This is a genomic window from Shinella sp. GW821-FHT10F02, from assembly GCF_058809275.1.
Genome location: NZ_JBXASL010000014.1, coordinates 41731 through 63466 on the forward strand (window position 1 = coordinate 41731; position 21736 = coordinate 63466).

At 63.8% G+C, this 21736-nt stretch carries 19 protein-coding genes; 5 read left to right on the forward strand and 14 right to left on the reverse strand.

The features are described 5' to 3' along the window. The first annotated feature begins 114 nt into the window (after positions 1-114). Positions 115-1470, forward strand: a complete 1356-nt coding sequence (locus tag AC1RWL_RS30920; RefSeq protein WP_493097293.1) for a M10 family metallopeptidase — start codon at positions 115-117, stop codon at positions 1468-1470. Positions 1471-1626: 156 nt separating this feature from the next. Beyond that, positions 1627-2247 (forward strand): GntR family transcriptional regulator, encoded by a 621-nt coding sequence (locus AC1RWL_RS30925; protein ID WP_493097292.1) that lies wholly within the window; start codon positions 1627-1629, stop codon positions 2245-2247. A gap of 51 nt (positions 2248-2298) precedes the next feature. Here the strand turns inward: AC1RWL_RS30925 and AC1RWL_RS30930 are convergent, their stop codons facing one another. The 5 genes from AC1RWL_RS30930 to cysG all read right to left on the reverse strand — a co-directional run bounded on the left by AC1RWL_RS30930 (position 2299) and on the right by cysG (position 7250). Further along, positions 2299-3111, reverse strand: a complete 813-nt coding sequence (locus tag AC1RWL_RS30930; protein ID WP_256115876.1) for a ferredoxin--NADP reductase — start codon at positions 3109-3111, stop codon at positions 2299-2301. Positions 3112-3304: 193 nt separating this feature from the next. Beyond that, the gene (locus AC1RWL_RS30935) at positions 3305-3796 is read right to left on the reverse strand and encodes a DUF934 domain-containing protein (RefSeq protein ID WP_256115875.1); all 492 of its coding nucleotides are present in this window, start codon (positions 3794-3796) and stop codon (positions 3305-3307) included. Positions 3797-3807: 11 nt separating this feature from the next. Then, positions 3808-5481, reverse strand: coding sequence for a nitrite/sulfite reductase (locus AC1RWL_RS30940; protein ID WP_435268449.1), 1674 nt, complete (start codon positions 5479-5481; stop codon positions 3808-3810). A 10-nt stretch (positions 5482-5491) separates the two neighbouring features. Beyond that, a complete protein-coding gene (locus AC1RWL_RS30945) occupies positions 5492-5809 on the reverse strand; it encodes a DUF2849 domain-containing protein (RefSeq protein ID WP_256115871.1) in 318 nt (105 codons plus the stop codon). Between the two features lies 1 nt (position 5810). Further along, positions 5811-7250, reverse strand: coding sequence for a siroheme synthase CysG (cysG, locus tag AC1RWL_RS30950; RefSeq protein WP_493097291.1), 1440 nt, complete (start codon positions 7248-7250; stop codon positions 5811-5813). A gap of 197 nt (positions 7251-7447) precedes the next feature. Between cysG and AC1RWL_RS30955 the strand changes: the two genes are divergently transcribed. After that, positions 7448-8035 carry a deaminase gene (locus AC1RWL_RS30955; protein WP_492649582.1) on the forward strand — a complete coding sequence of 196 codons (588 nt, stop codon included), beginning with the start codon at positions 7448-7450 and terminating at the stop codon, positions 8033-8035. Positions 8036-8044: 9 nt separating this feature from the next. Continuing rightward, positions 8045-8896 carry a nucleoside triphosphate pyrophosphohydrolase gene (mazG, locus tag AC1RWL_RS30960; RefSeq protein ID WP_493097290.1) on the forward strand — a complete coding sequence of 284 codons (852 nt, stop codon included), beginning with the start codon at positions 8045-8047 and terminating at the stop codon, positions 8894-8896. Between the two features lie 7 nt (positions 8897-8903). On the opposite strand, the gene hflX is transcribed toward mazG, so the two are convergent. From hflX to dusB, 9 genes are all read right to left on the reverse strand, one after another. Next, entirely contained in the window at positions 8904-10226 is a 1323-nt protein-coding gene (gene hflX / locus AC1RWL_RS30965) for a GTPase HflX (protein ID WP_435268445.1), read from the reverse strand. A gap of 77 nt (positions 10227-10303) precedes the next feature. Then, positions 10304-10546, reverse strand: coding sequence for an RNA chaperone Hfq (hfq, locus tag AC1RWL_RS30970; RefSeq protein ID WP_023514954.1), 243 nt, complete (start codon positions 10544-10546; stop codon positions 10304-10306). A 98-nt stretch (positions 10547-10644) separates the two neighbouring features. Then, positions 10645-11508: a D-amino-acid transaminase gene (locus AC1RWL_RS30975; protein WP_493097289.1), complete on the reverse strand. Its 864-nt coding sequence runs from the start codon at positions 11506-11508 to the stop codon at positions 10645-10647. An 8-nt stretch (positions 11509-11516) separates the two neighbouring features. Further along, on the reverse strand, positions 11517-12893 hold the full coding sequence (trkA, locus tag AC1RWL_RS30980; protein WP_435268443.1) for a Trk system potassium transporter TrkA: 1377 nt from the start codon (positions 12891-12893) through the stop codon (positions 11517-11519). Between the two features lie 30 nt (positions 12894-12923). Then, a complete protein-coding gene (gene ntrX / locus AC1RWL_RS30985) occupies positions 12924-14288 on the reverse strand; it encodes a nitrogen assimilation response regulator NtrX (RefSeq protein ID WP_493097288.1) in 1365 nt (454 codons plus the stop codon). Beyond that, positions 14278-16548, reverse strand: a complete 2271-nt coding sequence (locus tag AC1RWL_RS30990; protein ID WP_256116184.1) for a sensor histidine kinase NtrY-like — start codon at positions 16546-16548, stop codon at positions 14278-14280. The genes ntrX and AC1RWL_RS30990 overlap by 11 nt, the downstream gene beginning before the upstream one ends. A 208-nt stretch (positions 16549-16756) precedes the next feature. Continuing rightward, the gene (ntrC, locus tag AC1RWL_RS30995) at positions 16757-18211 is read right to left on the reverse strand and encodes a nitrogen regulation protein NR(I) (RefSeq protein WP_493097287.1); all 1455 of its coding nucleotides are present in this window, start codon (positions 18209-18211) and stop codon (positions 16757-16759) included. After that, positions 18211-19356, reverse strand: coding sequence for a two-component system sensor histidine kinase NtrB (locus AC1RWL_RS31000; RefSeq protein ID WP_435268441.1), 1146 nt, complete (start codon positions 19354-19356; stop codon positions 18211-18213). Before AC1RWL_RS31000 ends, ntrC begins: the two co-directional genes overlap by 1 nt. Then, a complete protein-coding gene (gene dusB / locus AC1RWL_RS31005; RefSeq protein WP_493097286.1) occupies positions 19353-20378 on the reverse strand; it encodes a tRNA dihydrouridine synthase DusB in 1026 nt (341 codons plus the stop codon). Before dusB ends, AC1RWL_RS31000 begins: the two co-directional genes overlap by 4 nt. A gap of 145 nt (positions 20379-20523) precedes the next feature. Here dusB and AC1RWL_RS31010 point away from each other — a divergent pair, with 145 nt between their 5' ends. Next, complete coding sequence (locus AC1RWL_RS31010; protein ID WP_493097285.1) at positions 20524-21735, forward strand: bifunctional 2-C-methyl-D-erythritol 4-phosphate cytidylyltransferase/2-C-methyl-D-erythritol 2,4-cyclodiphosphate synthase; 1212 nt, start codon at positions 20524-20526, stop codon at positions 21733-21735. Position 21736: the final 1 nt, after the last annotated feature.

Below are 21736 nucleotides of genomic sequence, written 5' to 3' on the forward strand. Positions count from 1 at the left end.
GTGTCCATCCCATCATGGGCGGAGTGGATGTTCAAGCATCGTCAGAATCGGAGTGAATTGCGGTCTATCCAAGGCACGCAAACAAAACGTCCAGCATAGTAGGAGAATTTTGACATGACAGGCACTGGTAAGGTCATCAAGACCATCAACAAGACTGGCATAACGACGATTGACGGCGTGTTGTCCGGCTCCGCCTGGTCAGGTTCCCTGACCTATTCTTTCCCGACGTCGTCGAGCGCTTACGATTACACGGGCGAACCCGACAGCGGCTTCGGCACGATCTCCTCCCTGCAACAGTCGGCCGCCCGCTTCGCGCTGGACACGGCCTTCGGCAATGCCGCCAACAACGGCTTTTCCGTCGAGGGTTTCACCAACCTGGCGGTCTCGCAGGGCAGCACCACGACGGCCAACCTGCGCTTTGCCGAATCCGACATGCCGTCCACGGCCTGGGCCTACTATCCTGGAAACAGCAGCCAGAGCGGCGATCTGTGGTTTGGCCGGCAGTTCGATTACCGCTCGCCGGTCGCCGGCAATTATGCCTGGGCGACGATGCTGCACGAGATCGGCCATGCGCTCGGCCTCAAGCACGGCCATGAATTCGAAGGCAGCTTCCCCGCTTTGCCCGCCAACCGGGACTCGATGGAATATTCCATCATGACCTACCGTTCCAATGTCGGCGGCCCAGCGGACGGCTACCGCAACGGCGAGTTCGACTACGCGCAGTCCTACATGATGTCCGACATCGCCGCCTTGCAGCGCATGTACGGCGCGGACTTCACCACCAACGCCACGAACACCGTCTACAAGTGGAACCCCGGCAGCGGCGATACGCTCGTCAACGGCAAGGTCGCCATCGATGCCGGCGCCAACCGCATCTTCGCCACCATCTGGGACGGCGGCGGCAAGGATACCTATGACCTGTCTTCTTACAAGAATGGCGTGAGCGTCGACCTGCGCCCCGGCCAGCACTCGAAGTTCAGCGACGTCCAGCTCGCCCTTCTCAACTTCGAAAGCGACACCTACTCGCGCGGCAACATCTTCAATGCCCTGCTGTTCAAGGGCGACACGCGCTCGCTGATCGAGAACGCCAAGGGCGGTAGCGGCAATGACGTTCTGCGCGGCAACCAGGCGGCCAATTCGCTCCAGGGCAACGCCGGCAGCGACAAGCTCTTCGGCATGGTCGGCAATGACAAGCTCGACGGCGGCAGGGGCGCCGACCAGCTCACCGGCGGCGCCGGCGCCGATGACTTCGTGTTCAAGAAGGGCTACGGCCGCGACACGATCATGGACTTCAAGAACAATATCGACGACATCGACCTGCGCAGCTACAATTTCGCCAGCGTCAATGCCGTGCTCAACAAGGCAACGCAGGTCGGCGACGACGTGCACATCAAGCTTGCCAGCACGGACATCCTCATCCTCGACGACTTCAAGCTGAAAGATCTCGACGCTCGCGACTTCCTGCTCTGATTTCCAGCAACAATCCGAGCACAGCACGGCCGGAACCCCTGAGGTTCCGGCCTTTTTTATTGCTCGCCAGTACGTAAAACCGCCTCTGATATATCAGCCAATTGGACATCCGCTTTGCGACATGCCACCATGTGATATATCAATTGGGATTCGGGAATGACGGAAACCGCGGCGTCGCAAGCCCACCTCGCCTATCTTGCCCTCGAAGGGCTGATCGTCACGCTGAAGCTGAAGCCAGGCTCGCTGGTCACCGAACGCCAGCTCATCGAGCTCGCCGGCCATGGCCGCACGCCGGTGCGTGAGGCGATCCAGAAGCTGGAATGGCAGGGCTTGATCGCCGTTCGCCCGCGCGCCGGCTTGCAGATCACGGCAATCCGCCCGGAGGATCATGCGCATGTCATGGCGACGCGCCGGCAGCTCGAACCGCTTGCTGCCGACCTCGTTGCCCGGCACGCGAGCGACGAACACCGCGAACAACTCGTCGCCTGCGCGCAGACGATGACCGCCTGCTCGATCCATTCTGACATGGAGGGATTTCTCGCGGCCGACAAGACCTTCGACGAGATCATGGAACAGGCCTGCCCCAACCGCTTCGTCACCGCCGCGCTCGCCCCCTTGCAGACCCATGCGCGCCGGCTCTGGTTCGCGCGCGCCGACAACCGGCAGATGGACCGTGCGGTGGATCTGCATGTGAAGGTCATCCGCGCCATCCGCAATAGCGACGGCCCGGCAGCGGCGACCGCGATGGCCGATCTGCTCGATTCGCTGTCCGCCTGAAACGAAAAAGGGCGGCCCGAAGCCGCCCTTGTTATCCCATATGCCCTTCGCTCAATCGACGAAGGCGCGCTCGATGACGAATTCGCCGGGCTTGTTGTTGGAGCCCTCGATGAGGCCTGCCTGTTCCAGCAGCCCCTTGGTTTCCTTCAGCATCGCCGAGGAGCCGCAGATCATGCCGCGATCGACCGCCGGGTCGAAATGCGGCACGCCGAGATCGGCGAACATCTTGCCGTTGCTGATCAGGTCGGTGATGCGGCCCTGGAACGGATAATCCTCGCGGGTTACCGTCGCATAGTGGCGCAGCTTGTTGCCGACGACTTCCGCCAGGAATTCGTGGTTGCGGATTTCCTCGACGAGGTCGAAGCCGTATTTCAGCTCGGAGACTTCGCGGCAGGTATGCGTCAGGATGACTTCGTCGAACTTTTCATAGGTTTCCGGATCGCGCATCAGGCTTGCGAAGGGCGCAATGCCGGTGCCGGTCGAGAACATGTAGAGCCGCTTGCCGGGCGTCAGCGCATCGAGCACCAGCGTGCCGGTCGGCTTCTTGCGCATCAGCACGGTGTCGCCCGGCTGGATCTGCTGGAGATGCGAGGTCAGCGGGCCGTCCGGCACCTTGATCGAGAAGAATTCCAGTTCCTCGTCCCAGGACGGGCTTGCAATCGAATAGGCGCGGTAGACCGGCTTTTCGCCGACCATCAGGCCGATCATGGCGAACTCGCCGGAGCGGAAACGAAAGCTCTCGGGGCGCGTCATGCGGAAGCGGAACAGGCGATCCGTATAATGCTGCACGCTCGTCACCGTCTCGGCGAATACGCCGGCGGGAATGGCGGGCACGAAATCTTCGGTCTTGGCAGGTGCGTTCATTTCGGGATCGATCCTGGCTGCGTCGGAAATTCTTGACGATAGGCAGATATTACATGTTGAGCGGCAAAGGAAGGTATTCCGTTCCAATGCGCCGATTGGCCGCGCATCGCTTTTCTAACAACGCTTGGCGGTCGTTTTTATTCCGGCGCAAGCCTAAAATACGATTGCGGCGTTTCGCCGGTCGCGCGTGAAATCAGGCGCGACGGCGCCAACTGTAGGAACCGGCATCTTCCGATGCCCGCGCCGTCGGCTGGTAGTGGTTCTCGATGCCCGGCAGCCGGTTTTCCGCAAGCCGCTTCAACGCCGTCGCGTTGGTCACGGCAAAGCTGTCGATGCCACAGCGCAGCATCAAAGGAATCTGGTCGATCAGCACGTCGCCGACCGCCCTCACCTCGCCCGTAAACCCGAGCCGCGAACGCAGCAGCGACGCGTGGCTGAAAGCGCGGCCGTCGTTGAAGGCCGGAAAGGCGACGGCGACCAGCGCCAGCCGGTCGAGATGGCCTTCGAGCTTGCGCACGTCGTCCGCCGGGTTGATCAGCACGCCGAGGCCCGTTTCGTCCGTCTTCGCCAGAAAATCGTCGAGACCGAGCACCGCCTTCTCGTTCGAGCCGGCCTTGACCTCTTCGGTTTCGAGGATCCAGGGATCGTCGGTCACGAAGCCGGCTTCGTTCCAGATTTTCGTCATCGCCAAACTCCTCAGGCTGCCGCGGCCGTCTTATCACCGTAGAGCGCATCCTTGAAGGGCTGCGGTCCGACGCGGCGATAGGCATCGAGGAAGATTTCGGACGGGTCAAGACGCAGGCGCAGATAGGTGTCGACGATGACCTCGACGGCATCCGTCACCTTCTCCGGCTCGAAACCGCGACCGATGATCTCGCCGATCGACGTGTTCTCGTCGCCGGAGCCGCCGAGCGTGATCTGGTAGAGCTCCTCGCCCTTCTTCTCGACGCCGAGCAGGCCGATATGGCCGACATGGTGATGGCCGCAGGCATTGATGCAGCCGGAGATCTTGATCTTCAGCTCACCGATCTCGGCCTGCCGCTCGGGCGCGCCGAAACGCAGCGAAAGCTCCTGCGCGACGGGGATCGAGCGGGCGTTCGCCAGCGCGCAATAGTCCAGCCCCGGACAGGCAATGATATCCGTGATGAGACCGGCGTTCGCCGTCGCAAGGCCGGCGGCAACGAGGCCGCGGTAGATCGGCTCCAGGTCGGCCAGCGCCACATGTGGCAGGATCAGGTTCTGCTCGTGGCTCACGCGGATCTCGTCGAAGGCATATTCCTCCGCGATGTCGGCGACCGCCTCCATCTGCACATCCGTCGCATCGCCCGGAATGCCGCCGATGGGCTTCAGGGAGATCGTCACCATGCCGTAATCGGGGTGCTTGTGCGGCTGCACGTTCTGCTGCACCCAGCGGGCGAATTCCGCATCCGCCTTCTTCCACTGCGCCAGGCTCGCCCAGCCTTCCGCCCGCGGCGCCAGTTCCGGCGGCGCGAAATAGGCGGTGATCGCGGCAATGTCCTTTTCCGGCAGCTTCAGCTCGGTGTTTTTGAGTTCGGCGAACTCGACCTCCACCTGACGCGCCAGTTCCTCCGCACCGGTCTCGTGCACGAGGATCTTGATGCGCGCCTTGTACTTGTTGTCGCGCCGGCCGTGCAGGTTGTACACGCGCATGATCGCGGTCGTGTAGGACAGGAGGTCCTCTTCCGGCAGGAAGTCGCGAATCTTCTTGGCGATCATCGGCGTACGCCCCTGCCCGCCGCCGACATAGACGGCAAAGCCGATGCGGCCGTCGTCGTCCTTCTTCAGGTGCAGACCGATATCGTGCACTTGGATGGCCGCGCGGTCACGCTCGGCGCCGGTAACGGCAATCTTGAACTTGCGCGGCAGGAACGAGAATTCCGGATGTACCGAAGACCACTGGCGCAGGATTTCCGCATAGGGCCGCGGGTCGGCGACCTCGTCGGCGGCGGCACCGGCAAAATGGTCGGCCGTGACGTTGCGAATGCAGTTGCCCGACGTCTGGAGCGCATGCATCTCGACCGTCGCGAGATCGGCCAGCGCATCCGGCAGTTCATTGAGCTTCGGCCAATTGTACTGGATGTTCTGGCGCGTGGTGAAATGGCCGTAACCGCGGTCGTATTTGCGCGCGATATGCGCCAGCATGCGCATCTGGCGGCCGTTCAGCGTGCCATAGGGAATGGCGACGCGCAGCATGTAGGCATGAAGCTGGAGATAGACGCCGTTCATCAGGCGAAGCGGCTTGAACGCATCCTCGGCAAGCTCGCCGGACAGGCGGCGGCCGACCTGGTCGCGGAACTGCTCAACGCGGTCGGAAACAAAGGCGTGGTCGAATTCGTCGTAGCGATACATGCAGAGATCCTCAAGCCGCCGGTGCGGCCGTCGCGGTCAAGCCGGAATAACCGGCGGCATAGACAATGGTCGGGCCTTCGGCGCGGATGCGTTCGCGCATGCGCAGCGGCCGCAGCACACCATCGACTTCTTCGACGTCGACGACGTTGACGTCAACCACTTTGTTGTCGGCCAGCGCCTGCTTGCCGGTGGCTTCCAGCGCATCGACGGCCTCCTTGTGGCGCGCCACGAAGGCGGCCTGGAGCTGCTCGTTCCAGGTGCCGGCGGCATCCAGCCAGACGGAAATGCCGTCGGAAAGGCGGTTGGCTGTCAGAACCTTGTCGGCCATGTCATGCTCCCAATACTGCTGTACTGCGCACGTTTTCGCGGATGGCGAGCGGTGCGGAATGTTCGAAATTGGCGCCGGCGACGGCGTCGCCGATGATCACCATGACCGGACCGGAAAGCTCGTCGCGATGTTCGAGCCCCGGCAGGTCCTTGAGCGTGCCGTGCAGCAGCCGCTTGTCGCGACGGCTGGCATTTTCCACCACGGCGACCGTGGTTTCCGCCGGCAGGCCGGCATCCATCAGGCGCGCGGCAACGGAGGCCGCAACGGTACGGCCCATATAGACGGCGACGGTGGCGCCGGAAATCGCAAGCCGCGCCCAGTCCGGCAGCACGGCGCCCGTCAGGTCGTGCCCCGTGGTGAAGACGAGCGAGGAGGCGACGCCGCGCAAGGTCAGCGGCAGTTCGAAATCGGCAGCGGCGGCGAAGGCAGAGGTGATGCCGGGCACGATCTCATACGTCACGCCCGCCTGGCGCAGCGCCGCCATTTCCTCGCCCGCGCGGCCATAGACCAGCGGATCGCCGGATTTCAGCCGCACGACGCGCTTGCCGGCCTTGCCGAGCTCGACCAGCAGGTCGTTGATCTCTTCCTGCGACTTGGAGTGACAGCCCTTGCGTTTTCCCACGGAAAGGCGCTCGGCATCGCGGCGGCCCATGTCGACGATCGCCTGCGGCACCAGCGCATCGAAAACGATGACGTCGGCTTCCATCATCACGCGCTGGGCGCGCAGCGTCAGCAGGTCTTCGGCACCCGGACCGGCGCCGACGAGCCAGACATGGCCGGCGGCCTTGCCCTGCGAATTCAGCAGCGTGTTGGCGGCGTGGCGGGCGAGATCGATGTCGCCATTGTTGACGGCATCGGCGACCGCGCCCTGGAAGAAGCGGCGCCAGAAGACGCGGCGGGTCACGCCGCGCGGCAGCACGCGGTCGACAGCCTCGCGGTAGCCGCTGGCGAGGCTCGCCAGGCGACCGAGCGACGGAGACAGGATCTGGTCGACCTGCGCGCGGATCATCTGCGCCAGCACGGGGCCAGCACCTTCCGTGCCGATGGCAACAGCGACGGGCGCGCGGTTGACGAGCGCGGGCGTGAAGAAATCGCAATAATCCGGCTGGTCGACGGCATTGACCGGAATGCCAAGGGCGCGGGCGGCGGTGGAGATGGCGCGGTCGGCGGCCGCATCGCCCGTTGCGGCGAAGACGAGCGTCGCGCCGGCAATCGCCTCGCTGGAAAAGGGCTCGCGGAAGAGCACGAGGCCCTTGTCGGCGATGAAGCGGGCGAAGTCAGCTTCCGGCGCTTCCGCCAGAACGACGATCCGGGCATCCGTGTTGAACAGCAGGCGGGCCTTGGCAAAAGCCTCCTCGCCCTCGCCCACGACAACGACCGTCCTGCCGCTCGTGCGGAAGAACGCCGGGAATGTCGAAAGCTTCTGCTGCGGTTCAGTCATTGTCACGTCCGTTGGGAGTGTGCGCACTATCGCGAAAAATGACCATAAACGAAAGAAACATAAATCCTGAACCTTATGGAGGCGCGTATTGTTTTGCTCGCACCTCCCGCATTTTGAGCATAAGTCACCGGCCGCCCTTGCCTGCCCGCCGCGCCGACCGCTAAGGATGCGCCATAAGACCAACCGGGATTCCCATCATGGATCAGGCCGCCCTCGCAAAGCGCCTTCTCGACGTCATCGAATTCGATATCCTGCCGCTGACGCGCGACGGCGTCGCCGCCGGCAACAAGGTTTTTGGCGCGGCGATCCTGAACAAATCCGACCTCTCGCTGGTGCTGGCCGAAACCAACAACGAGACGGAAAACCCGCTCTGGCACGGCGAGGTGCATACGCTGAAGCGTTTCTACGAACGCGCGGAAAAGCCGGACACGAAGGACCTCGTCTTCCTCTCCACGCACGAGCCCTGCTCCATGTGCCTTTCGGCGATCACCTGGGCCGGCTTCGACAATTTCTACTATTTCTTCAGCCACGAAGATTCGCGCGACGCCTTTGCCATCCCGCACGACCTGCGCATCCTGAAGGAAGTTTTCCGGCTTGATCCCGGCGGCTATGCCAAGACCAACGCCTTCTGGCGCTCCGCCGCCATCGCCGATCTCATCGCGACCTCGGATGACGCCGCAAAGGCGGACCTTCAAAAGCAGGACGCCGAAATCCGCGCGGCCTATGACGGATTGTCGGAAAGCTACCAGTCCGGCAAGGCCGGCAACAGCATCCCGCTGAACTGAGTGACAGCTATGGAACCGAGCCGCGAGATTGAACGCCTGATCGAGATCATGGCGGCGCTGCGCCAGCCGGAGACCGGCTGCCCGTGGGATGTCGTCCAGACCTTCGAGACGATCAAACCCTATACGATCGAGGAGGCTTACGAGGTCGCCGATGCGATCGAGCGCAACGACATGGACGACCTCTGCGAGGAGCTGGGCGACCTGCTGCTGCAGGTGGTTTTTCATTCCCGCATGGCGGAGGAGCGCGGCGAGTTCGATTTCGGCAACGTCGTCGAAGCCGTCACCCGCAAAATGATTCGCCGCCATCCGCATGTCTTCGCACGCTCGGATGCGGACACGCCCGAAGCGGTGAAGCTGCAATGGGACGACATCAAGCAAGCGGAAAAGCGCGAGCGCAAAGAACGGCGCGCCAAGCGCGGCCTGCCGGAGGACCCGCTGCGCGGCCATCTCGGCTCCGTGCAACGCTCCTTCCCGGCGCTGGTCGAGGCGCTGAAGCTTCAGGAACGCGCCGCCAAGGTCGGCTTCGACTGGTCGGAACCCGCTCCCATCCTCGACAAGATTGAGGAAGAAATCGGCGAATTGCGTGAGGCGCTGCGCAATGACGACCAGGCGGCGGTCGCCGACGAGCTTGGCGACCTGATCTTCGCTTTGGTCAATATCGGCCGCCATGTCGGCGCCGATCCGGAAATGGCGCTGCGCGGCACGAACACGAAATTCCGCAACCGCTTTTCCCATATCGAGGACAGCCTCGCCGCGAACGGCGAAAGCCTCGAAGCGGCGACGCTGGAGCGCATGGAAGAACTGTGGCAGGCCGCCAAGCAGATCGAGCGCAGCCTGGGTGACGCAACGTCAAAAGAGTGACGTAACGTCAGCGTTCCCAGTCTTCGCGTGCAGTCCTCTGCCCGATGCCGAGCCGGCGGTCGAGTTCGGCGGCTTCGGTTTCGGTCAGCCGCAGTTCCAGCCGCACATTGCCGTCTTCCATATCCTCGCGGTGATCGACGATCGAATGATCGTAGATCCATGGCAGCAGCTGTAGCTGCATCACCGGCACGACGATATCGCGATCGACGAGCACGCCGGAAAGCCGCTGGTTGATCTCGGCCAGCAGCGTATCGACACCCTCGCCAGAAATCGCCGACACGGCGATGACGTTCGGCTGCGTTTCCGCCTTCTGCACGAGCGCGGCGCGCCCTTCCGGCTCCAGCCGGTCGATCTTGTTCCAGACTTCGAGGATGCGCTCCGCGCCGTCCTTCTCGTCGATGCCGAGATCGGTGAGGATGCGCAGCACGTCCGCCGATTGCGCGCCGTTGTCCGGGTCGGACATGTCGCGCACATGCAGGATGAGATCGGCTTCCAGCACCTCTTCCAGCGTCGCGCGGAAGGCGGCGACGAGATGGGTCGGCAGGTTGGAGATGAAGCCCACGGTATCGGACAGGATGACCGTGCGGCCCTGCGGCAGCTTCATGCGGCGCAGCGTCGGGTCGAGCGTGGCGAAGAGCATATCTTCGGCCAGCACGCCTGCCCCGGTGATGCGGTTGAACAGCGTCGACTTGCCGGCATTCGTATAGCCGACGAGCGCCACGATCGGATGCGGCACCTTCTTGCGCTTGGAGCGGTGAAGCTGGCGGGTGCGGCGCACCTGCTCCAGCTCGCGCTCCAGCTTGATGATCTTGTCCTGCAGCAGCCGGCGGTCAGCTTCGATCTGCGTTTCACCCGGACCGCCCATGAAGCCCGCACCACCGCGCTGGCGTTCAAGGTGGGTCCAGCTGCGCACCAGCCGGCCCTTCTGATAGTTGAGATGCGCAAGCTCGACCTGCAACGTGCCTTCCTTGGTGGAGGCGCGGCGGCCAAAGATTTCCAGAATGAGGCCGGTGCGGTCGATGACCTTGGCGTTCCATTCCTTTTCGAGATTGCGCTGCTGCACCGGCGTCAGCGGATGGTCGACGATGACGAGACCGGCATCGTTTTCATCGAGCGCCGCCTTGATCTCCGCAATCTTGCCGCTGCCGAGCAGCGTGCCGGGCTTCGGCTGGCTGACGGGTACGAGCGCCGAATGGGTGATGGTGAGGTCGATCGCCCGCGCAAGGCCGATGGCCTCTTCCAGCCGTGCCTCTTCCGAGCGCGCCATGGCGCCCTGGTCGGACTGGCCGCGTGCGCCCTTCAACACGGGGGCTATCACGACAGCGCGCATATCGTCCCGGTGCTTTTCAGCCTCCGGAACGATGGAATCCTTGTTTGAATCGGATTTTTTAATTTTCGTGGGTCCTGTCAGGAGCCGCTTTCCTCGGTCTCGAACATCTGCAACGGCTGGCCCGGCATGATGGTGGAGATCGCGTGTTTGTACACGAGCTGCGAATGACCGTCGCGACGGAGCAGCACACAGAAATTGTCGAACGACGTGACAACCCCGGTCAGCTTGACCCCGTTGATGAGAAAGATCGTGAGAGAAATCTTTTGCTTGCGAACGGTATTAAGAAAAAGATCCTGCAGGTTCTGAGAACGTTCCGCCATCGCGCCGCTTCTTTCTGATTGCCGGCCCTTGAGACCGGTTGCCTGAAAATAAATTGTCCCCTTGCCCGGCAGAAACTGCCGGACCGTCGATTTTGGTATCAAATCGCAGTCTTCTCCGCAACGGCGAAAAAGGCTTCGCGGATTTTCTGCGCCGCCATGCCGGGATGGCCGTTGGCGATGGTCACGCCATCGACGGAAACGACCGGCAGGCAGATCGTCGTGGCGCCGGTGACGAAGATTTCCCGCGCCTCCAGCATCTCCGCGACGGTGAATCGACGCTCTGTGACCGGCAGGCCAAGCCTTTCCGCGACATCCATGAGCGTCCTGCGGGTGATGCCGCTAAGGATGCCATGATCGGCCGGCCGTGTAACGAGGTTTCCGGCCTTGTCGACGATCCAGAGATTCGTCGCGCCACCCTCGGTCACATTGCCCTCGCCGTCCACAAAAATCGCTTCCTGCGCGCCGGCCTCCTTCGCCTGCTGGCGTGCCAGAACGTTCGGCAGCAGGCCGACGGTCTTGATATCTACCCGGCCCCAGCGGTTGTCCTCCACCGTGATCGCCTTGATTCCCGCCGCATATTTCGCAGCATTCACCGCCGGGTTCAGGCTCTTGGCCGTAACGACCAGCGAAGCCCGCACATCCGGCGACGGAAAGACGTGGTCGCGTTTTGCAACGCCGCGCGTCACCTGGAGATAGACCATGCCGTTGACGACATGATTGCGGCGCAGCACCTGCCGCATGATTCCCGAAAGTGCTGCGCGCGGCATCGGCGGGCGGATGCGGATTTCACTAAGCGAGCGATCGAGCCGGTCGAGATGGCGCGTCAGGTCGACGATATAGCCGCGCTGCACCTGGCAGACCTCGTAGACCGCGTCCGCGAAGACAAAACCCCGATCCTCGATATGCACGGCGGCATCGGCATGGCGGACATAACGGCCGTTGACATAGGCGATACGCGGCATCGGAGATCCTAGAAATACTGAATGCTTACGCGGAAAAGCTGCTCGACATGGCGCACGGCCGCGGCGGCGGCGAAAAGCACGACGCGGTCCTTCGCCTTGATCTTGGTGTTGCCGTCCGGCCGGATCACCGTCTTGTCGCGGTAGATCGCGCCGATGCGGATGCCCGGCGGCAGCTCGATCTCGCGCAGCGGCTTGCCGACGAGCGGCGAGGTTTCGAGCGCTTCCGCCTCGATCACCTCGGCGGACCCCTTCTGCACCGCATAGACCGAGCGGATGCGGCCCTTGCGGACATGTTGCAGGATGCCGGAGATCGTCACGGCGCGCGGATTGATATGCGCATCGATGCCGAGCGTCTTGGTGAAATCCTGGTAGCTCGGATCATTGATCAGGACGAGGTTCTGCTTGCAGCCGAGGCGCTTGGCCATCACGCTGCCCAGGATGTTGATCTGGTCGTTGTTGGTCAGCGCCACGATCAGGTCGGCATCCTGGATATCGGCCTGCAACAGCATCTTCTGGTCGAGCGCCGAGCCGTGCAGCACGACGGTGTTGCGCAGCTTGTCGGCGACCGCCACGGCACGCTCGCGGTCGTTCTCGATGATCTTCAGCCGGGTCTTCGGCTGGTAATCCTCGATCGCCTTGGCGACGAAATAGCCGATATTGCCCCCGCCAGCGATGACGATGCGCGCCGCCTCCTGCTCCTCATGGCCGAACAGCGCCAGCGTGCGCCGGACATGCCCCTTGTCGCAGACCACATAGGCGAGATCGCCGGAATGCAGCTGGTCGGAGGAATTCGGCACGAAGAGTTTTCCATTGGAGAAGATGCCGGTGACGGTGGCGTTCAGGTCCGGAAAGAGCTCGCTCAGCTGCTTCAGCGGCGTCTCGACGACCGGGCAATCCTCCATGCACTCGATCGCGACCATGACGATGCGGTCGTCGGCAAAGCGCACCACGTCCGTCGCGCCCGGGAAGGAGATGCGCCGCAGCACCATCTTGCCCACTTCGACTTCCGGCGAGATGGTGACGTCGATGGGCAGGTTTTCGCGCGAAAACAGGTCGGAATATTCCGGCACCAGATAGCTTTGCGAGCGGATGCGGGCGATCTTCGTCGGCACGTTGAACAGCGAATGGGCCACCTGGCAGGCGACCATGTTGATCTCGTCGAACAGCGTGACGGCGATCAGCATGTCCGCCTGGTCGGCGCCGGCCTTCGCCAGCACCTCCGGATGCGCGCCATGGCCGACGATGCCGCTGACATCCAGCGTCTCGGTAATGGCGGCGATGAGCGACGGCTGCGTGTCGATCACCGAGACGTCGTTGCCCTCTTCCGAGAGCCGCTCTGCGATACCGTAGCCGACGCGACCGGCGCCGCAGATGATGACCTTCATGCCCGAGAATCCCTCAAAACCCTGAGGGCCTTATACGCCAAGCGATTTCAGTTTGCGATGGAGCGCGGAGCGTTCCATGCCGACGAATTCGGCCGTGCGGGAAATGTTGCCGCCGAAGCGGTTGATCTGGGCGATGAGATAGTCGCGTTCGAACATTTCGCGCGCCTCGCGCAGCGGCAGCGTCATGATGTGCTGGTCGCCCTGGGTCGAAATCTTCGGCAGCATGTCGCCCACTTCCGTCGGCAGCATGTCGGCGGTGATCGCCGTGTCCGGACCGTCGCTGCGGGCGAGAATCATCAGCCGCTCGATATTGTTGCGCAACTGGCGGATATTTCCGGGCCAGTCGTGCGCCTGGAGAACGGCCAGCGCGTCGTCGCCGATTTTTCGCGCGCGGATGCCCGCCTGTTCGCTGATCTGGCGCATGAACATGTCGACGAGGAAAGGAATGTCCTCGCGCCGCTCGGCGAGCGGCGGCACGCGCACCGGCACCACGGCCAGGCGATGGTAGAGATCCTCGCGGAAACCGCCCTCGGCGATCAGGCTTTCGAGATTATAGGCGGTGGACGAGATGATGCGCACATCCACCTTCACCCGCTTCGAGCCGCCGACGCGCTCGAACTGCTGGTCGACCAGCACGCGAAGGATCTTGTTCTGCGTCTCGCGCGGCATTTCGCCGATCTCGTCGAGATAGAGGATGCCGCCGTGCGATTCCTCCAGCGCACCCGTCTTGCGCGACTGGCCGGGCGTGCCTTCGGTGCCGAAGAGGGCCACCTCCATGCGCTCCGGCGTGATCGCCGCCGCGTTCAGCACGACAAACGGCCCCGCCGCGCGGCTCGACTTGCGATGGATCATGCGCGCCACCAGCTCCTTGCCGGAGCCGGAGGGACCGAGGATCATGATGCGGCTGTTGGTCGGCGAGACCTTGTCGATCGTCTGGCGCAACTGCGAGACGGCGACGGAGGTGCCGATCAGCTCGGCCGGATCGCCGGAGCGCTTCTTCAGTTCCGTCACCTCGCGGCGTAGCTTCGAATTCTCCAGCGCCCGCTCGGCGATGAGGATCAGCCGGTCGGCCTTGAACGGCTTCTCGATGAAATCGTAGGCCCCGCGTCGGATCGCCGAAACTGCGGTCTCGATGTTGCCGTGACCGGAGATCATCACGACAGGCAGGTCGGGATGGCGGCTCTTGATCTCGTCGAGCAACGCCAGCCCGTCGAGCTTGCTGCCCTGCATCCAGATGTCGAGGAAGACGAGGCGCGGCAAGCGGTCGCTGATGGCCGCCAGCGCGCTGTCGCTGTCATAGGCCGTGCGCGTCTCATGGCCCTCGTCGGATAGAATGCCGGAGACGATCTCGCGAATGTCCTGTTCGTCGTCCACCACAAGAATATCAGACGCCATGGCTCACTTCCTTGCTCTTATTGTCCGCATCGACGGCCGCCGTTTCCTCGTAGGGCAGGATCACGCGGATCATCGCCCCATGGCCGTTGTCGAAATCCGCAGGCGCGTCATGCAGTTCCAGCTGCCCGCCATGGTCTTCGATAATCTTCTTCACGATGGCGAGGCCAAGCCCCGTGCCCTTGTCGCGCATCGTCATATAGGGTTCGAGAATCCGGTGCCGGTTCTCCATCGGCAAACCCTTGCCGTTGTCAATCACATCAACGACGAACCGCCGTCCTGCGTCGTCGGGCGTCGCCCGCACGAGGACCTTGCGCTCGTCGCGCGTCACGTCGGGCGGCAGCGCCTCGATCGCCTCCACGGCGTTCTTGATGAGGTTGCCGAAAGCCTGGCCGAGCATGCGCGCATCGAATAGGCCTTCGAGCGGCTCGTCGCCAAAATCCTTGCGGAAGACGACATGGTTGTTGCCCATCTCGCGCAGGAAAACCGCGTCCTTCAGGATGTTGCGCAGGTCCGAGCGTTCCTTGGTCGGTTTGGGCATGCGCGCAAAAGCGGAGAATTCATCGACCATGCGACCGATATCCTCGACCTGGCGCACGATCGTATCCGTACACTGGTCGAAGACCGCGCGGTCTTCCTGGTCGATCTGCTTGCCATATCGCCGGCGAATGCGCTCGGCGGAAAGCTGGATCGGCGTCAGCGGGTTTTTGATCTCGTGGGCGATGCGCCGCGCGACATCCGCCCAGGCGGTCGAGCGCTGGGCGATGACGAGATCGGTAATGTCGTCGATGGTCACGACGTAGGAGTCTTTCGCGTCCTTCGCCTCTTCGCGCGTCACCTGCACGTTCAGCGTCCGCTCCTTGCCGCCGTGCATGATGTTGATCTGCTTGCGGTAATTGTTGCGGTGGCGGGTGGAGCCCTCCGCCAGCACGGCCGCGATTTCCGGCGCCACGTCCGTCAGCGGCTGGCCGATCAGGTCATTGGCATTGCGCCCCAGCAGGATTTCCGCCGATAGATTGGCGATCGTCATGCGCCCGTCATCCTCGACGCCGATGACGGCGGCCGTGACACCGGACAGCACCGCCTCGATGAAACGGCGGCGATGATCGACTTCGTCCTTCGCGTCGAGAATCTGGTCCTGCTGCGCGCGGATTTCCGCGATCATCTTGTTGAAGGTGCGCGAAAGGTTACCGACGTCGCCATCCGCCGTGCGCACCGGCACGCTGACGTCGAGATTGCCGGATGCCACGCTGTCGGCAGCACCGATCAGCTGGCGGATCGGCCGCACGATACGGTCGGCGACCGCGATCGCCGTCCAGATCGCGGCGAGCAGCACGATCAGCGCGAAGCCGAGATAGAGCACGCCGAAGGCGATCTGCAAGGTCGTCCGTCCGGCTTCGAGCGCCCGGTATTCCGCCGTGTTCTCCTCCATCAGGCGCATGGAGCGCATGACTTCCGGATCGACGGTGCGGATCGTGTAGAGGAAGGCGTCGGGAATGTTGTCGAGCTTGATGATGGCGCCGACGAGGTTGGTCGTGCCCGGCGGGATCAGCGTCGGCTGGCCGGCCGCGGACGCCTTCAGCGCATCTTCCGGCACTGCCGGCAGAGGATTTTCGATCTGGATGTTCGCCTGCAAAATGGTCGAGCCATCGGCGCGCAGCAGGAAGGCGCCCAGCATGTTGCGCCCGCGCGCCTGGCGCGTCATCAGCTCGATGAAGCCGGTGCGGTCGAGGCTGTAGAGCTGTCGGTTGCGGTCGAGGTCGTTGGCCATCGAGGCCGTCTGGCCCTGCAAATAGCTCGCATTTTCCAGCACATAGGCCTGCGCCACATTGAGCGACGAGCTGACGATCGACTGGGTGCGGATGGAGAACCAGCGGTCAAGGCCGACATCGAGCGTGATGGAGGCGAAGATCGCCACGAGCACCGCGGGCGTGATCGCGACGATGGAGAAGAGCGCCACGATGCGCACATGGAGGCGCGCGGCTGCACGGCCGCGGCTGCGGGCACGCAGCAGCCGCAAAATCTCGCGGCCGATCAGGAACATCAGGCCGACGATGAACACCGCATTGATCGCCGCCGAGGCGATGACGACATTGGCTTCCGGCTTGATCGGCGTCAGGCCGAGCAGGATGAACAGCGAGATCGTCGCGGCAACGAGCGCGCCGCCCGCAAGCACCAGGCCCGGCAAGGCGAAGGAGGCGCGCCGGTCGGCGCCCGTTCCCTTCTCATTTCCGCTCGAAAGCAGGCTCACGCCGTCCGTCATCTGCCGCATCGCTTCCCCACCGTACACACTGAAAAGGTGCCGGCGTTATTCTCGTGTTTTGGGAGTAGCGCCGACCGCGCGAGGAACCGGCCGCTTGTCGCACCCGGATCCATGACGATCAGGCACGCGGACCTATTCGGCCGCAGAACCCCTCTGTTACCCTCAAGCAACAGATTGTGGCCAAAATGCAACGCCGCTTGCCGTTAAGTCAAGCAGAGCGCGAACTTCTGTACACAGATACACCCAGTTCGCGAATTTTCTTGCGCAACGTGTTGCGGTTGAGGCCAAGCAGGTCGGCGGCCTTGATCTGGTTGCCGCGCGTAGCGGTGAGCGCAGCCAGAATCAGCGGGTATTCCACCTCGGCCAGCACGCGGTCATAGAGCCCGGCCGGCGGCAGCCCATCGCCAAAACTCGAAAAATACTGCCGCATGTTTTCCTCGACCGCCTGCGAGATGGAGAGCGAGCCGCCGCGCACCACGGTCTTCTCGATCGGGCTGTCGGGGATATCGGCGCGCAGCTCCGTCTCGATGATCTCGCGGGAGATGACATCCTGCGGATAGAGCGCGGTCAGCCGGCGCACGACGTTTTCCAGCTCGCGCACGTTGCCCGGCCAGGGATGCGCCTTCATCAGCTCCAGCGCCCCCTGGTCGAAGCGTTTGGCGTCGAGCCCTTCCTTCTCCGCCTGCTGCACGAAATGGCGCACGAGATCGGGAATATCCTCCGCCCGGTCGCGCAACGGCGGCAAACGCAGCGGCACGACGTTCAGGCGGTAATAGAGGTCCTCGCGGAAAAGGCCCTGGTTGATCGACTGCTTCAGGTCCTTGTTGGTCGCCGCGACGATGCGCACATCGGTGCGAATGGGCGTGCGGCCGCCGACGGTGGTGTACTCACCCTGCTGGAGCACGCGCAAAAGGCGCGTCTGCGCATCCATCGGCATGTCGCCGATCTCGTCGAGAAACAGCGTGCCGCCCTCGGCCTGCTCGAAGCGGCCGGTCGAGCGTGTCTGCGCGCCGGTGAAGGCGCCCTTCTCGTGGCCGAACAGTTCCGATTCGATGAGGTCGCGCGGGATCGCCGCCATGTTGATCGCGACGAAGGGGCCGTTGCGGCGTTTGCCGTAGTCGTGCAGCGCGCGGGCGACGAGCTCCTTGCCGGTGCCCGATTCGCCGGTAATCATCAGCGTCAGGTCCGTCTGCATGAGACGGGCGAGCACGCGGTAGATTTCCTGCATCGCCGCCGAACGGCCGACGAGCGGCATGCCGTCCTGCGTGTCGTCGTCGAGGCGGGCGGGCTTGCGCTTCGGCTCGGACAGCGCCCGGCCGATGATCGCGATCAGTTCCGTCAGGTCGAACGGCTTCGGCAGGTAGTCGTAGGCGCCCTTCTCCGAAGCCTTGATCGCCGTCATGAAGGTGTTTTGCGCGCTCATCACCAGCACCGGCAGGTCCGGCCGGGCCTTCTTGATGCGCGGCAGCAGGTCGAAGGCGTTTTCGTCCGGCATCACGACGTCGGTGACGACGATGTCGCCCTCACCGGCGGCAATCCAGCGCCAGAGCGTCGCTGCGTTGGAGGTAATGCGCACGTCATATCCGGCGCGGCTCAGTGCCTGATTGAGAACCGTGCGGATCGCGGCATCGTCATCGGCAACGAGGACTGTGGCGCCTGTCATCAGATATGTCCTTTGGTCTTGGGAAAGTCGTCGTCTTCGCTGACGCCGCGCGACGCCGGCATCAGCACGCGGAAGGTGGTGCGGGAGCCCTGGCTGTCGCATTCGACGATGCCGCCATGTCCGCCGATGATTTTTGCAACAAGCGCGAGGCCAAGGCCGGAGCCGTTGGTCTTGGTCGTGATGAAGGGGTCGAAGAGATGCGGCAGCAGGTCCGACGGCACGCCCGGCCCGTTGTCATGCACGCAGAATTCCAGCGGCAGCGAAATCTTTTCCCGCGTGCCGGCCACCGAAAGCCGGATGCCCGGCCGATAGGCGGTGGTGAGCTGGATCTCGCCGTCCGGCCGGTCGCCGATCGCTTCCGACGCGTTCTTGATGAGGTTCAGGAAGACCTGCACGAGCTGGTCGCGATTGGCGAAAACCGGCGGCAGCGACGGATCGTAGAGCTCTGTGATCTTGATATTGCGCGCAAAACCCGCCCGGGCGACGACCTTGACATGGTCGAGCACGGCATGGATGTTGAGCGGTACGCGATCGACCGGCCGCTCGTCGGAAAACACCTCCATGCGATCGACCAGCGAGACGATGCGGTCGGTCTCCTCGCAGATCAGCCGCGTCAGCGCCCGGTCCTCGTCGATGACGGAGGTTTCCAGAAGCTGTGCGGCACCGCGGATGCCGGACAGCGGGTTCTTGATCTCATGCGCCAGCATGGAGGCAAGCCCCGTCACCGAGCGCGCCGCACCGCGATGGGTCAGTTGCCGGTCGATCTTGTCCGCCATCGAGCGTTCCTGGATGACGATGACCACCGAGCCCGGCTCGGTCGTCACCGGCGCCACATAGATATCGACGAGCTTTTCCGCGCCAAGCCGTGGCGAGGAGAGGTCGACGCGGTATTCGCTGACGGGCGCCTTGCGCTCGCGCACCTGGTCGATGAGCGTCAGCAACGGGCTGCCGAAGGGGATGACGGTGGAGACGTTGTGGCGGGCGAGATGGCTGGCACTCGCGCCGAAAAACGATTCGGCCTCCCAATTGGCAAAGGCGATCAGGCCGCTCGCATCGACGAGGATCACCGGGTTCTGGATGGCGTTGAGCACGGCGAGCGCCAGCTCGGGTGCGGCGGCATGCGGCTCTCCGGTCTTTCCGGTCATGCAGCCTCTCCGAGTTTTGCAGCTTGATCGCCGAGCAGCGCGGCCGCCAGGCGATCGGCAACGAAATCGCTGTCGCGTGCCGTCATGATCTCCGCCTTTGCCGTGCCCGGCAGGCCCGGCGCAAAACGCTCCAGATACCAGCCAACATGTTTTCGCGCATGGCGCAGCCCCGCCTCGACGCCGTAGAAATCGAGCATCATGCGGTAGTGCTCCACCGCGACCGCCGCGATCTCTTCCGTCGAAGGATGCGCCGCAGCGCCGGCCAACACCGCCGGATGCCACGGCCGCCCCTGCGCCGAGCGGCCGATCATCACGGCATCGGCCCCGGAACGCCGCAGGATCTCCTCGGCGTCCGCCGCCGTCTCCACGTCGCCGTTCGCGATGAGTGGAATCGTCAGAACATCACGAACCGCGCGGATCGCGTCCCAGTCGGCCCGGCCTTCGTAGAACTGCATGCGCGTGCGCCCGTGCACCGTGATCATCGCGGCCCCCGCCGCCTCGGCGCGCTGGGCGATATATGGCGCATTGATCGAATCGTGATCCCAGCCAAGCCGCATCTTCACCGTCACCGGCACTTTCACGGCGTTGACGGTCGCCTCGATCAGGCCCAGCGCGTGGTCCGGATCGCGCATCAGCGCGGAACCGGAATAGCCGCCGATCACCTTCTTGGCGGGGCAGCCCATATTGATGTCGATGATATCGGCGCCCTCGCCCTCGGCGATTTTCGCCGCTTCCGCCATCCAGTGCGCCTCGCGGCCGGCAAGCTGCACCATATGCGGCCGGATGCCGCAATTGCGGATGCGCGACCAGCTTTCGCGCGCGTTCAGCGCCAGTTCGCGGCTCGCCACCATCTCCGTCACCACCAGCCCGGCACCAAACCGCCAGGCGAGATCGCGGAACGGCAGGTCCGTCACGCCGGACATCGGCGCCAGCACGACCCGGTTCCGGAGGGTCCGGCCGCCGATCGCTAGGGGCGCTGACAGGGTGGGGATCGTCAAATGCTCATCTTTCAAGCAGGTCATCTCTCTGCACTATTTTTAGCCATTGTTGTCGTTCTTGCCAAGCCGCAATCACATCGGACTGCAATTTTCCGCGGGACGCTGGAATTGCGGCTTCCTTCCGGCTAAACCAACCAAAACGCTTTGAATTGGGAGATGTAGAACCGAAATGCTGGCGGAAAAGACGCTATCCTGCGGCGTGGTGATCGTTGCCGCCGGGCGCGGCGAGCGGGCGGGCAGCCATGCCGAAGGCCCCAAGCAGTACCGCCGCATCGGCGGAAGGCCGGTCATCTCCCATACGCTCGATCTCTTTGTCAATTGGCAGCCGGCCCGGCGTATCGTGGTCGTGATACACAAGGATGACGAGGCGCTGTTTGAGGCGGCCCGTACCGCCGCCCTGCCCGCCGGCAACCGCCTGATCGTCGTGCATGGCGGCGCGACGCGCCAGCAATCCGTACTCGCCGGCCTCGAAGCGCTCGCCGACGAGGACATCACCCACGTCCTCATCCAGGATGCCGTGCGCCCCTTCGTCGAGCACGCCATGCTGGAGCGCACGCTGGCCGCCTTCCACAACGGTGCCCGCGCCGTGCTGCCCGCCGTCGCCGTCGCCGATACGCTGAAGCGCGCGGATGCCAACGGCAATGTCGCCGAAACGGTCTCCCGCTCCGGCCTCTTCGCCGCCCAGACGCCGCAGTCCTTCCACTTCGCGACGATCCTCGAAGCCCACCGCCGCGCAAGCGTCTCCGGCCACGGCGATTTTACCGACGATGCCGCGATTGCCGAATGGGCGGGCGTGCGCGTGCATCTCGTCGAAGGCAGCGCCGGCAACGTCAAGCTTACATTGCAGAAGGATATCGCCATGGCCGACCAGCGCCTTTCCCACGGCCTGCCGGATGTGCGCACCGGCAACGGCTACGACGTGCACCAGCTCGTCGAAGGCGACGGCGTGACGCTCTGCGGCATCTTCATCCCGCACGACCAGAAGCTCTCTGGCCATTCGGACGCCGACGTGGCCCTGCATGCGCTGACCGACGCCCTGCTCGCCACCTGCGGCGCCGGCGATATCGGCGACCATTTTCCGCCGTCCGACATGCAGTGGAAGGGTGCCGCCTCGCGCATCTTCCTCGAACATGCCGCCGGCATCGTGCGCAAGAACGGCGGCACCATTATGAATGCCGACGTCTCGCTGATCGCCGAAGCCCCAAAAATCGGCCCGCACCGCGAGACGATGCGCCAGAACCTCTCCGATATGCTCGGCATCTCGCTCGATCGCTGCTCGGTCAAGGCCACGACCAACGAGAAGATCGGCTTCGTCGGCCGGCGCGAGGGCATTGCGGCCATCGCCACCGCTACCGTCGTCTACAGGGGAACCGACGCATGAG